Source organism: Stieleria tagensis (assembly GCF_024129865.1).
Lineage (GTDB): Bacteria > Planctomycetota > Planctomycetia > Pirellulales > Pirellulaceae > Stieleria > Stieleria tagensis.
This window is the reverse complement of the sequence record NZ_JAMYFE010000037.1, coordinates 81466-95167: the sequence shown is the minus strand read 5'-3', so window position 1 is coordinate 95167 and position 13702 is coordinate 81466. Positions and strand designations below refer to the sequence as shown.

9 protein-coding genes are annotated in these 13702 nt (G+C 57.2%); 7 read left to right on the top strand and 2 right to left on the bottom strand.

Features of this window, described 5'->3' with window-relative positions:
- Positions 1 to 80: 80 nt before the first annotated feature.
- The 5 genes from NHH03_RS08195 to NHH03_RS08175 all read left to right on the top strand — a co-directional run bounded on the left by NHH03_RS08195 (position 81) and on the right by NHH03_RS08175 (position 8465).
- Positions 81 to 1415 (top strand): sulfatase-like hydrolase/transferase, encoded by a 1335-nt coding sequence (locus NHH03_RS08195; RefSeq protein ID WP_253155278.1) that lies wholly within the window; start codon positions 81 to 83, stop codon positions 1413 to 1415.
- A gap of 135 nt (positions 1416 to 1550) precedes the next feature.
- Positions 1551 to 2984: an MFS transporter gene (locus tag NHH03_RS08190; protein WP_253155277.1), complete on the top strand. Its 1434-nt coding sequence runs from the start codon at positions 1551 to 1553 to the stop codon at positions 2982 to 2984.
- Complete coding sequence (locus NHH03_RS08185; protein ID WP_253155276.1) at positions 2984 to 4018, top strand: Gfo/Idh/MocA family protein; 1035 nt, start codon at positions 2984 to 2986, stop codon at positions 4016 to 4018. Before NHH03_RS08190 ends, NHH03_RS08185 begins: the two co-directional genes overlap by 1 nt.
- A 56-nt stretch (positions 4019 to 4074) precedes the next feature.
- Positions 4075 to 5208, top strand: a complete 1134-nt coding sequence (locus tag NHH03_RS08180) for an isocitrate/isopropylmalate dehydrogenase family protein (protein ID WP_253155275.1) — start codon at positions 4075 to 4077, stop codon at positions 5206 to 5208.
- Positions 5209 to 5258: 50 nt separating this feature from the next.
- Positions 5259 to 8465, top strand: a complete 3207-nt coding sequence (locus tag NHH03_RS08175; protein ID WP_253155274.1) for a DUF5060 domain-containing protein — start codon at positions 5259 to 5261, stop codon at positions 8463 to 8465.
- 12 nt (positions 8466 to 8477) lie between these two features.
- On the opposite strand, the gene NHH03_RS08170 is transcribed toward NHH03_RS08175, so the two are convergent.
- Together NHH03_RS08170 and NHH03_RS08165 are read right to left on the bottom strand one after the other, a co-directional pair.
- Positions 8478 to 9197, bottom strand: coding sequence for a PrsW family glutamic-type intramembrane protease (locus tag NHH03_RS08170; protein ID WP_253155273.1), 720 nt, complete (start codon positions 9195 to 9197; stop codon positions 8478 to 8480).
- A 28-nt stretch (positions 9198 to 9225) separates the two neighbouring features.
- Entirely contained in the window at positions 9226 to 9870 is a 645-nt protein-coding gene (locus tag NHH03_RS08165) for a BON domain-containing protein (protein WP_253155272.1), read from the bottom strand.
- A gap of 423 nt (positions 9871 to 10293) precedes the next feature.
- On the opposite strand from NHH03_RS08165, the gene NHH03_RS08160 reads away from it, so the two are divergent.
- Together NHH03_RS08160 and NHH03_RS08155 are read left to right on the top strand one after the other, a co-directional pair.
- Complete coding sequence (locus NHH03_RS08160; protein ID WP_253155271.1) at positions 10294 to 11802, top strand: sigma-54-dependent transcriptional regulator; 1509 nt, start codon at positions 10294 to 10296, stop codon at positions 11800 to 11802.
- Positions 11759 to 13684, top strand: coding sequence for a sensor histidine kinase (locus tag NHH03_RS08155; protein ID WP_253155270.1), 1926 nt, complete (start codon positions 11759 to 11761; stop codon positions 13682 to 13684). The genes NHH03_RS08160 and NHH03_RS08155 overlap by 44 nt, the downstream gene beginning before the upstream one ends.
- The last annotated feature ends 18 nt before the right edge of the window (positions 13685 to 13702 follow it).

Below are 13702 nucleotides of genomic sequence, written 5' to 3'. Positions count from 1 at the left end.
AAACGAGTGAGAGGGGCCATTACCTTACAGCGTCACGTCGAATCCGAGAACAAGCCACACCCAGTGATTGAGTGCCCGCCATGATGATACCTTGCCCCAAGACACTCGCCGTTCTGGCCGTGATGTTTCTGGTCGCGACACCAATCGTTGGTCAGTCGCCCGGTCCGCCGGAGTCGGGTAGGCCGCCCCAAGGTGCCGCAACGGATGCCGCTGCAACCAACATTCTGTTGCTGCTGGCCGATGATTTGGGCTACGAGACGCTGGGGTGTTATGGAAGCCGTGATTTCCAGACACCTCATTTAGATCGACTCGCTTCGCAGGGCATGCGGTTTTCGCGAGCCTACACCAGTCCCGTCTGCACGCCGTCCCGCATGAGTCTGTACACCGGCACCTACGTGTCGCGGCATGGTTACGACGACGTACTGCCGGTCCACCTGGGGACGCGGCAAGCGGTTGATTTTCGCAGCGGTTTTACGACGCTTGCGCAAGTGTTGCGGCAGGGCGGCTATCGAACCTCGGTCACCGGCAAATGGCAACTCGCGGCGCTCGAGTTTCATCCCCAGCACTGTCGTGATGCGGGCTTTGATTCATGGTGCGTGTGGCAAATCTGGCGCGACGGCGGCAAAACAACGCGCTATTGGAATCCCTGTTTCAATCACGATGGAATGATTCGCCCGGACATCGCGGAGCGGTTTGGACCCGATGTGTTGGCGGATTATGTGATCGACCAGATGGAATCTGCGGTCGCGGCGGGACGTCCGTTTTACATTCATCACAACATGTTGCTGCCCCATTTGCCGATCGTCGCAACCCCGGACCAGCGCCGATCGGGTCAGCCTGGATCGCTGGAACACATGATCGGCTACATGGATTCCCTGTGCGGACGAATCATTCAAGCCGTCGATCGGCTGGGCATTGCCGACCAGACCTGTGTGATTTTCATGGGTGACAACGGCACCGACACTCGGCGCAAGCGGCAAACCGACGCCGGCACAGTGGTTGGCGGCAAGCGTGATTTGAATGACGCGGGCACGCACATTCCGTTGATCGTCCGGCATCCCGGTCGGATCGCGGCCGGCGCAGTGGTTGACGATCTGGTGGAAATGTCCGACTGGTTTCCGACCCTATGTGATTATGTGAATGTCCCACTACCGGCTGATCTGGCACTCGATGGCGTGTCCTTTGCCAGTCGCCTGGAGAACGGTCCGCCGCCGAATCGCCGATGGGTCAGCGGTGGCATCCACGGTGACATCAGTCTGTTTGACGGTCAGTGGCGTTTCGACGTGCGTTCGCAGCGGGTGATCGACGCGCGACACCTGCCGCAGGAAACGCTGCTAAGCGAGGAGTCCGCGCGGACCGCGGCGGGATTGCAGCGATTACGTGATGCCGCCGCCGAAATGCAACCAAAACGTTAGGATTTAACTAACAAACATAAGCAATTGTTTTATTGTTGCGAACTTTCGTTTGGGATAAGATTTCGGCGTAGCGGGCTTGCTAGGAGTGTTCGCCTTCCGCAAAACAACTTCCCAACTTCGTCCTGAATGAATCACATGGCCCCTTCGCGTCAACGATTTTGGTTGGTGTTTCTGCTGTTTTTGCACACGGTGAACACCTACATGGATCGCGTCTGCATCTCGGCGGCGAAGGGGTCGATGCAGAATGACATCACCGGTCTGAATGACCAGATGATGGGTTATGTGTTTGGGATTTTTGCGATCGGTTATGCGCTGTTCCAGATCCCAGCGGGCTGGTTCAGTGATCGCGCCGGGCCGCGTCGGGCGCTGACGATCGTCGTGATCATCTGGAGCATTTTTACAGCGATGACCGGTGCGGTCTTCACCGCCATCAGTTTGCTTGTGGTGCGATTCTTGTTCGGCGTTGGTGAGGCCGGAGCGTACCCCGGGGCAACCCGAGCGCTGTACAGTTGGTTGCCGGCAAAGGAACGCGGACTCGGGCAAGGCATCTTTCACTCCGGGGCGCGGATCGGCGCGGCGTTGTCGCTGGTATTGATGCCGTCCTTGATCGATGCGATCGGATGGCGAATGACGTTCGTCGCCAATGCGGCGGTGGGTTTGATCTGGGGCGTGGTCTGGTGGTTTTGGTATCGCGACGAACCATCGGATCATCCGAAGGTGAATGCCGGGGAGCTGGCATTGATTCGCGAAGGGCTTGCCGAAGAGGCGGCCAGCGAGAATGCCAAGGTGCCGTACATCCAGGTCGTGACATCGGCCAATGTGCTGTTGGCGATGTTTCAGTATGCGGCCAGCAACATCACGTTCTTTATCAGCATCACTTGGTTGCAGCCCTATCTGCGTGACACCTGGGGCGACGAATACGCCTATTTGGCATCGTTGCCACTGTTGTGCGGCGCGGTCGCGTTGTGGATGTCGGGCTACGCCGTGACGCATTTGCATCGGATGGGAATGCCGGTGGTGTCACGACGATTGCCAGCGATGATCGGTTATGCCCTGGGGGCGATCGGATTGTTGCTGTGCACCCAGGTGGCCGAATCGGATTCGGTCTGGACGTTCATCGCGTGTTTCTCGCTGGCAACCTTCGGGGTTGAAATGACGCTTAGCCCCAGTTGGGCGTTTTGCATGGACATTGGTGGTTCTCGGTCCGGTGCGGTGTCGGCGGCGATGAACATGGTCGGAAACATGGGCGCCGCGGTCAGTGCGGTCGCATTTCCGTACTTCGTCGCCCACGTCACGCTGCCCTGGATTGCCGAGTCACCAGGAACGGCCAATTCGTTTTTTGCCTTTGCCGCCGCGATCAATGTGCTGGCCATGATTGCATGGATTTTCATGAATCCGCTGCGACCGCTGAAGAAGATTTCTGCATCGGCCCTGAAGGCCCGGTTGGTGATGTTCCTGTTGCTGATTGTCATCGTGATCGGCGCATTGATCTACACCAAGTTTTTGATGCCAGCGGCGGACGAAAAGAAATCGGCCGCTAGCATCCCCGAAATCACACAGGCAATCTGATGGGCACTCTGAAAGGCGTCGTGGTCGGCGCAGGCTACTTCAGCCAGTTTCACTTTGATGCTTGGTCGCGGATGGACGATGTCCAGATCACTGCGGTTTGCGATCAGAACAGCGACGCTGCCCAGGCGGCGGCGTCCGAGTATGGGATCGCGGCGACCTACACCGAATTCGCGACGATGCTGGACAAAGAAAAACCGGACTTTGTCGACATCATCACGCGTCCGGATTCACACCTGCAACTGGTCGAACAGGCGGCGAGTCGTTCGATCCCGATCATCTGTCAAAAAGCACTGGCGCCTGACTTTGATACGGCCAAGCGAATCGTCGCGGTGGCCTCCGCAGCCGATGTGCCATTGATGGTGCACGAGAATTTTCGTTTTCAACCTTGGTATCGCGAGATCCGGCGCCAGATCGATCAGGGCGCGATCGGCGACCGATTGCATTCGATCAACTTTCGCTGCCGCACCGGCGATGGTTGGCAGGACGACGCCTATCTAGACCGTCAACCTTACTTTCGCGAGATGCCGCGTTTGCTGGTGTTTGAAACCGGCGTGCACTTTGTCGACACCTTCCGCTACTTGGCCGGCGAGATCGATGGCGTTTATGCGATCTTGCAGCAGTTGAATTTGGACATCGTCGGTGAAGATTCAGGCAAAGTGTTGTTCGAATTTGCGTCCGGAGCCGCCGGATTTTGGGACGGCAACCGATTTAACGAACCCACCTCGCCCGATGCGCGGTTTACGTTTGGCGAAGCACTGGTCGAAGGCAACGGCGGTTCGCTGCGTTTAGACGGGAGTGGTCGATTGACCCTGCAACCGCTCGGTGGGTCGGAACAGAACATCGACTACACCGTCCACCGCCGCGGGTTTGCCGGGGACTGTGTGTTTGCCACCCAACGACACTTTATCGATTGCCTCGGCCGCGGCGATCCCTTTGAAACCAGTGGCAGCGAATACCTAAAATCGCTGTCCGTCGTCGAGGCGATCTATCAGTCAGCCGAACAAAAACTTCCGGTCCGAGGATTTCCAGCGTGAATCCTTTTCCCAGGCTTGCTTGATTCCGTTCCTTTTTCAACGCACCTTTAAATCTTATGACTTCCTATCGTATTGCACTCCTGCCTGGAGACGGCATTGGTCCTGAATGCATGGACGCCACGCGGATCGTTCTGGACCGGCTGATCACGGAAACGACGGGCTTGGACCTGACGTTTACCTCGCATCACGCCGGTGCGGAACTGTATCGCGAAACGGGAGAAACATTGCCCCAGAGCGTGTTGCAGGATTGTCTGGACGCCGATGCGGTGTTGTTGTCAGCGATTGGGTTGCCCGACGTTCGGCACCCCGACGGCACCGAAGTCCAACCGACGATGATGGTCGGATTGCGCCGCGCCTTGGGCGTTCATTCGGCGGTCCGCCCGGTCAAATTGTATCCCGGCGTTCCTGGTGTGCTCCGAGACGCGGGCCCCGGAATTGACTTCATCGTGATTCGCGAAAATCTGGAAGGCCTGTTCGCTTCCTTTGGCGGTGGCAGCCGTGTTGGTGATGAAGTGGTCACCGACACAATGGTGGTCACCCGCAAGGGCACCTCACAAGTGTCTGACTTTGCGTTTCGTCTCGCCCAGCGCCGCAACGGTCGCCCCAGAGATGGCAAAAAGATGGTGACCTGTGTCGACAAGGCGAACGTATTCCGCTCGCTGGCCTTTTTCCGCAAAGTCTTTTTTGATGTTGCCGAGAACTATCCGGACATTCATAGCGACGCGGTGTACGTCGATGCGATGAGTCTGTACATGGTGCAAAACCCGTGGGACTTTGACGTCTTGGTGATGGAGAACCAGTTCGGCGACATCCTGTCGGACCTGGGCGCCGGCCTAGTCGGTGGACTGGGTTTAGGGCCGTCGGCGGAAATTGGCGAACACCACGCGCTGTTCCAACCCTCCCACGGTACCGCGCCCCAGTTGGCCGGAAAGAATGTCGCCAATCCGCTGGCGACGATCTTGTCGGCCGCCATGATGCTGGACTGGTTGGGCGACAAACATGACAACACCGTCTGCTTGAATGCTGCCGTCACCCTGGAGAACGCCGTCGCGCAAGTGCTGCGTGAGCGCCAAGTCCGCACGCCGGACATGGGCGGCAATGCGTCGACCACCGAAGTTGCCGAAGCGGTGGCTGCGGCGCTCTCGGCCGCAGCATCATCGACCGCGACATCCTCAGCGACATCGCTTTGATTTTTGAATTGCTTTCCCACCCTCCCCTTTCCTCTCCCTAGGGCACTCTCATGAGATATTGGTCTTCCTTGTCGACCGCCATAGCGGTCATCACCTTGTTCGTTGCGCCCAGCACAGGGTCGCTCGGGGCGCAAGATCCGATCGTCGATGATAACGTCGTCTTCGCTGAAAAAGACGGACTGGTGGCGGTCGAAGCGGAGCATTTTTTCAAGCAAACGGCGACTGATAAACGCGCGTTCTATTTGACAAATGCCGACAGCACGCCGACGGTCACGCCCGATGGAGACCCCAACCACGTCGCCGGTGCCAGCGGTGGAGCCTATTTGGAGATCCTGCCCGACACCCGACGGACTCACGCGGACAAGCTGATTCGAGGCACCAATTTTTCACCGACCGCCGGCCAGATGGCCGTGTTGCACTACAAGGTGAACTTCAGCACGCCGGGCAAGTACTACGTCTGGGTTCGCGCCTATTCGACCGGACCGGAAGACAACGGATTGCACGTCGGCATCGACGGCCAATGGCCAGAGAGTGGACAACGTTTGCAGTGGTGCCAAGGCAAAAACAGTTGGCGATGGGACAGCAATCAACGCACTGAAAAGCAACACTGCGGAGAGCCACACAAGATCTTTTTACAGATCGACGAACCCGGCGAGCACACGATCGCGTTTTCGATGCGCGAAGACGGATTCGAATTCGACAAGTGGTTCATGACAACCAATCGTGAGTTTCAACGGCCGGAAGATGGCGGTCCAGGATCGGTGCTGAAATCTGGCACATTGCCCGCGGCGTTTCCAGTCGTTGCAGCAGCGCCACAGGCAAGTGTTGCCAGTGACACCAATGCGAAACCTCCAGCCGCGAAACCTCAACCGGCAAAGAACCAGTCCGCCAAAGCAGCCGACCTGGCGATGCCCGCGCCGATGTTTGCTGAGAGTCAAAGCAGTGGCTACTACCTGCACGACAACAAATGGATGGCGGTCAATCCCGATCAGCACAAACAAGGGACCGCCGAACGGACGTTTCCGTTTCCATCGGGGCGCTATCACGTCACACTGCGGACGATCGGCGAAAACGATGGTCAATCGATGTACGTGTTGGCGATCGATGGCGAGACCGTGGGTGAATACACCAACCCGCTCAGTAAGCAAACCTATGAAGAAGGGTCCGACTTTCACAAGACTTGGCAGGACATCGTGATCACCGAAGGGGCGATTATCAAAGTCACCTCGACGATCGGCAGCAAAGACGGACAGGAATTCAGCCGTGCCCGATGGTCCGCGGTGGCCTTTGCCCCGGCCGATGAGGCCACCGGCCAATTGGTCGCACCGGTGATGAAAGAGTTGGCTCAGCAGGCCACAGCAGCAGCCGACTCCAAGGCCAGTGACATCAGTCCGACGAAGAACGTCAGCGATCTACCACAACAAACACCGCGTGGTGACGACGGTGACGGATCGGTTCAAATCAGTGGCGAACCCAAAACGTGGCACAAACTGACGCTAGACCTGAGCGGACCCTATGCCGACGAAAAAGACAACGCGCCGAATCCCTTTACCGACTACCGGATGACGACGACGTTCACGCACCCCGACGGTGGCAAGTACGTGATTCCAGGTTACTTTGCCGCCGACGGGAACGCAGCCAACACGTCGGCCGATTCAGGTACCGTCTGGCGAACCCATTTTGCCCCCGACAAAGCCGGAAAGTGGAGCTATCAGGTTTCGTTCCACAAAGGCCCTGGTGCGGCGCTCGATGCCGAGGCGGCCTCCAAACCGTTGGCCGCGTTTGATGACAAGCGAGGCGTCATCGAAGTTGCCGAAAGTGACAAGCAGGGCCGCGATTTGCGAGCCCATGGACGACTGAATTATGTCGGCAAACATTACCTGCAGTTCGCCGGTTCGGGCGAATACTTTCTCAAGGCCGGTGCCGATGCACCGGAAACCTTGCTGGCCTACGCAGACTTTGACAACACCCTCGGTGGTAATCTGAAAAAGGCGCCGATCAAGACCTGGTCACCGCACCTGCAAGACTGGCGCGATGGTGATCCGACTTGGGGTGACGGCAAAGGCAAGGGGCTGATCGGTGCGATCAACTATCTATCCGGCAAAGGCTGCAATGCGTTTTCTTTCCTGACCTACAACGCCGGTGGCGACGGCGACAATGTTTGGCCGTTCATCGATCGTGACGACAAACTGCATTACGACTGTAGCAAGCTGGATCAATGGTCGATCGTGTTTGATCACGGGACCGCGCTGGGAATGTACCTGCACTTCAAAATGCAAGAGACGGAAAACGACGATCACATTCGTGGCAAAGGCAAAGGATTTGTCGCCGAGAGTCTGGACGGCGGGAATTTGGGCACGCAGCGAAAACTGTATTGCCGCGAATTGATTGCCCGCTTCGGACACAACCTGGCGTTGAACTGGAACTTGGGTGAAGAAAACACTCAGTCGACCGAGCAGATTCAAGCAATGATCGACTACATCGCCCAAACCGATGCCTACGACCACAACATTGTCGTGCACACGTTTCCCGGTCAACAGGATCAAGTGTACCGGCCACTGTTGGGCGACCGGTCCAAACTGACAGGCGTGTCGCTGCAGAACAGCAGCTTGGAAACCACTCACGCGCAAACGGTGAAGTGGGTGACCGAGTCAGACAAAGCCGGCAAGCCATGGATCGTGGCTTTTGATGAATCCGGCAGTGCTGCTCACGCGCAGTGTCCGGACTTGGGATACAAAGGTTTTGACGGCCATGATTCCACCGGCAAAATGGCTTACACCCAACACAAGGTTCGCAAACAAACGTTGTGGGGCACGCTCATGGCCGGCGGTGCTGGTAATGAATACTACTTTGGTTACAAGTTCGCCGAGAATGACATCGTTTGCGAGGATTGGCGCAGCCGCGATCAAAGCTGGGACTACTGTCGAATCGCGATCAATTTCTTTGCTGACAATGAAATCCCATTTTGGGAAATGAAAAACGCCGATGAACTGGTCGGCAATCCGAATCACGATCCGACCGACTATTGTTTTGCCAAAGCGGACGAGGTCTACCTGGTCTATCTGTCTGACGGCGGAAACAAAGAGTTGGATTTGACGGCCGCCGGTGGCAAATACAACGTCAGCTGGTTCAATCCTCGCAGCGGCGGCGAACTTGCCAGCGGTTCCGTCCAATCCGTCGATGGCGGTGGCAGCGTTTCACTGGGCAACCCGCCCAGTGACGCCGACGAGGACTGGTTGGTCATCGTTCGAAAATGATTCGCTGAAGAATCACGACGGATGTTTTCGCCAGCGCAGTCGCCACAACACGGCGGCTGCGCCAGCGACGTAAGCGGCGAGTGCCAGGATCCAACAGGAAAACAGGTGCTTGGTCGCATCGGAGTCCGGATCCAAGTTGGCTTCGTATTGAAACAGGTTTTCAGAGTAGTCGCCCCAGCCATGGATCAGGATCGGCACCAAAATCATCAGCGCCGCCCAGCGTCCGCGATGACGTGTCTCCAGTAGCGCCCGTGCAGCGAAATAGCCCATCACCAGCTGCAGAGAGACATGCCCGCAAGGAATGGTCATTAACCGGCTGATGCCCATCTTGGTGGGGCGATCGGTCGACCAGACGCCTAGCATGTTTTCGATCGTGGTGAATCCGATTGCGATCGCGACTGCAATTGCAACGATCCGCCGTGGTGTGTCCGCCCATTTGTTGGACAGGAAAACCAGTCCCAGCAAGGCGATTGCGATCACCAGTTCTTCGACGACCGCTGCACCGAGCACTTCGACGACGAACAGTTTGGCGTAGGCACCGGTGATGTTCGTCGCCCAGTTATCGACCACCGTTTCGAGAACCCATACCGGGGCGGTGATCAGCATCCCGGTCACCAATGCGATCCAAATCCGCGGGGAACGCAAGTGAGTCGGATCGATCCACCACAACAACGCCAGCAGAACAATCGTTGGCACCAACCCTAAAGTGATGCCGACGGTCATTGGGTCCATGCTGGGCTCGCGGGGTGGAAAGAGGTTGTTACTTGGTTGAGTGGGCGGCCACGGTTTCGGCAACCCATTTGCCACCGACGCGTTGGGCATCAACGAACACCAACATCCCGTGCCCCAACCGATCGGGTTCACTGTCTAGGCCGTCCAATGTAACTTCCGTGACACGGCTGACGGTGGTCTCGATCGATCGGTTGCGAAAATCTTTCACAACTAATTTTTCACCCGCCAATAGATCGACGGTTCCGGAAATTTGTTTGGCCGGGGTCAGTGCGATCAGCCGCGTGCTGCGTGGGCTGTCTTGATTGTATCGCTTGGCCGTTGACCTGCGGGCGGCTTGCAACGGCGGTCGTTCGACTTGCAAGCGATTGGTGACATGCCGGACCCCGGCGACGTTCTTGGTGGCTTGTTCGGCACGCATCCGTTTTTGAAAACTGGGGACTTCGCCGCGCAACGTGACTCGGCCGGCGATCACTCGGGCCCGAATATCGGGTGACATCCATCCGAAACTCGATTTCAGTTCGTCTTGAATGTCCAGCTCGATGGCTTGATCGGGCGGTTGGTAGGCCTCCGTCTCGTCGGCGGGGCTGGCCGTGGGCATCATGCAAAGACAGGCAATTGCCGCGAGGCAAAGCAAACGATTCCGGGCGACGGTGTTTGAAAAGAGCGAGTTCATGGTGTTTCGACTGCAGAAGAGAAGTAGAGAAAAGGCACTCGGCGAACGGTCTGGGGCCTGTGAAAGGCAGGCACGCCAGAGGACGCTAAGCAGAAGAACAACGTGTGCTCACCGCGTGCCAAACTGGATCACCGATTGGAAATTCAGTCAAAACGCGGTGGTTTATCGAGCCTCTCGGGTGTGAACCGTGATGGAACGAGCAAAGCCAGACCGCCCGTTGGACTGATCGTCGGATGACCACCTTGGCACGTCGGTGACCAGCCTTCCTCGGCTTCGCCTTGCTGTAGGCTCTAGATAGAATATTTTCTCAAGCATTTCCGCCTGTCGTTTCGTACATCGACCGCCGCGGACGCAGCCGACCGCCCCCCACCGGACCTGTCGCCGGGACGCATGTGCGATGCGAACGAGTAACAAGGAACGTCCATGACGAAGGTTTTAGTGGTCGACGATGACCCGATGGTACAGCGTTTGATCACCGCGGCGCTTGAGACATTGGGGTTACAGGTTCATAGTGCGTCGTCGGCTGACACCGGTCTAAAGGCGATCGAGACCTTGGAACCGGATGTGTTGTTTCTGGATGTCAAACTGCCGGATGTGTCCGGTTTGGAATTGACCGAAACCATTCATTCGTTGGACCCAAAATTACCGATCGTCTTCATCACCGTTTCCGACGACAGCAACATTGCGATCGAAGCGATGACCGTGGGTGCCTATGACTTCCTGCTTAAACCGCTGGATATGGCCAAAGTTCAAGAGGTCACCGGACGCGCGGTCAAAGCCCGACGGATGATGCAGGTTCCGGTGCGGATGGTCAGCGGCTACGACGACGTCGCGGAAACCGATGGCGACCAAGATGCGATGATCGGCCGTAGCGCGTCGATGCTGGAGGTCTACAAAGATGTGGGTCGCGTGGCCAAACAAGAGGTCACAGTGTTGATCTGCGGTGAAAGCGGCACCGGCAAAGAATTGGTCGCCCGCGCGGTGTATCAACACAGTCTGCGCGCCGACAAGCCGTTCTTGGCGGTCAACTGCGCGGCGCTTTCGGAAACGCTGTTGGAAAGCGAATTGTTTGGGCACGAAAAAGGTGCCTTCACCGGTGCCGATCAACGTCGCGTCGGAAAATTCGAACAGTGCGACGGTGGCACGTTGTTTCTGGACGAAGTCGGTGACATGGCCCCCGCGGTGCAAGGCAAGGTGCTGCGGTTGCTACAGGAACAGACCTTTGAACGGGTCGGCGGCCGTGAAACCATTCAAACCGATGTGCGAATCATTTCCGCCACCAATCGGGATTTCGACCAGATGATCGCAGATGGCGAATTTCGGCTGGACCTGTACCATCGTTTGAACGGCTACCGCATCGATCTGCCGCCGCTGCGTGATCGAGCCGAGGACCGGGAGCGCTTGATCGAATACCTGCTGGTGCGGTACAGCCGCGAAACAGGCAAGGTCATCCAAGGGATCGCGCCCGAGGCGTCGGAATTGCTACAAGCATATCATTGGCCCGGCAATATTCGTGAGATGCAGTCGGTGATCCGCAAAGCGGTTTTGAAAGCCAGCGGGCCGGTGCTGTTGCCCGACACGTTGCCCGATGCAATCGTCGGTGATGGACCCAGCGACCACAGCGGCACCGGCCAGGACGGGGCGTTGCCAACGGAATCCTCGCCACCGACAGCCGCCCATAGCGATCTGGCCACGTTCGTTGATCAACGCCGTCGATCCCAATCCACGGATCTGTATGCGGAAACGTTAGAAATGATGGAACGCTATCTGATCGCGCGGGTGTTGCAGGAATCCGGAGGCAATCAATCCAAGGCCGCTGCCGACCTGGGGATCAGCCGGGGCAGTTTGCGGAACAAGATTCGCACCTACGGATTGTCGGTTGAACACCATGTTTCCCCCGACGGCGACGCCGATGAACAACCAGTCTTCTAAACCCTTGCGTCGCGCGATGCCAATTCGCTGGAAACTATTCGCGACGACGGCGGTGGTGGGATTGGTTGCCGCCTTGATCGCGATCAGCGGTTTGACACGGATGCAGCTGTTGAATGACCGGCTGAACCAAATCGTGTATATCACCACGGCCAAATCCAAACTGGCATCGCTGATGAAGCAGGAGCTGGTCGCGATCACACGTGCCGAGAAGAACATGATCCTGGCGAAAAGCGAGGAGGAGATGGAACGGCATGTGAACATGATCGACGCCACACTCGATGAGATGGCCGAGAATGAGGCGAAATTGAGACCGCTGGTCACCGATGAAACCCGTGATTTGTTGGACCAGTTCTTAGACGAATGGGAACAGTGGCAACGAAATCACAACGAATTGCGGCAGATGACGCGGTTGAATTCGGACGTCAAGGCGAGAGAGTTGTCGGTCGGGCTGGCGCGGAAAGCGGTCGATGAATTGGACGAGCAACTGTCGGCGGTTGCGGCGGCCAGTGCTGCGGCCAGCGGTGACACGGGCGATCCGGCGGCGGTGATCGCTAAAATCCGACTGCTGGCCTTACAGCTGCAACGGATCGAAAAGAATCTGATTTTGGCGTCCGACTCCGATTCGGTGCGAGAATTCGAAACACGCGTTCAACCGCTGCGCGATCAAGTCCGTGAACAACTCGATGAATTGGCCGCGATCGCCGGTCCAGACAACAAGGCCCAGGTCGAATCCGCTGCCGCCGCGTTCGCACGCTACGTTGAACAGGCCGACGAAATTCGCGATCTGATGGGCGAGAGCGGCAATTACTTGGTATTTCACTTGGCCTATTCCGTCGGTGGGCCGCTTGGGGATGCGAGCGAGACCTTGCTCGATGCGATCGTGGCTGCGAGTGAGGCTGAAATCAACGAACTGCAACGCGACGGTGGCAACGCCTATCGCACGGCACGCTACGGATTGTTGGCATTTAGTGTGTTGGGAATCGCCGCCAGTCTGCTGTTTTCGTTTGTCATCGGTGATCGGTTTACTCGCAACCTACGCAAGCTTGCGGCCTATGCCCGCGAGATTCATGATGCCCGCGATCTGTCGCGACCGATTCCCAATGTCGGTCATGACGAAGTCGGACAGGTCGCCGAGGCGCTCGACGAGATGCGTCGCTCGCTGTATCAACAAACCAAAAAATTAGCCAGACTCAATGATGCGCTGACCGACAAGACGCACGAGATGGAACAATTCGTTTACACGGTTTCACATGATTTGAAATCGCCATTGGTATCCTGCAAAGGATTGTTGGGTCTGTTAAAAGAAGACCTCGACGACCAGGCGTACGAGGATGTGATCGATTCGGCCAACCGGATGGAAGTCGCAACCGATCAGATGAGCCAGATCATTGACGATCTTTTGGAACTCAGTCGAATCGGCCGCAAACCGCTCGATTACACGCTCGTCGATGTGAATGCCCTGTTGACGGAACTTGCCGAAAATCTGTCGGATCGTTTGGAAAGCTCGAACATCAAGTTGCAGATCGCCAACGACCTGCCCAAAATCCAAGCCGACGAGAGCGATCTGAGACGCGTGTTTGATAATCTGATCACCAACGCCATCAAGTACGCCGGCGACGTCGAACATCCGTTGATCCAGGTCGGGGCGACCGAGTCACCGCAGACGGTCCGTTATTTTGTGCGGGACAATGGGCCGGGGATCGAAGCGGACTATCAGGAGAAGATCTTTGGTTTGTTCCAACGTTTGGAAAATACCAAAGAGGGCACCGGATTGGGATTGGCGTCGGTGCGCAAAACGGTCCGCATGCACGCCGGTAAAACTTGGGTGCAATCCGAGCCCAACCAGGGCGCCACATTCTGGGTCGAGCTGCCGAAACGTTAGTGCTGTTTTACGAAGGAA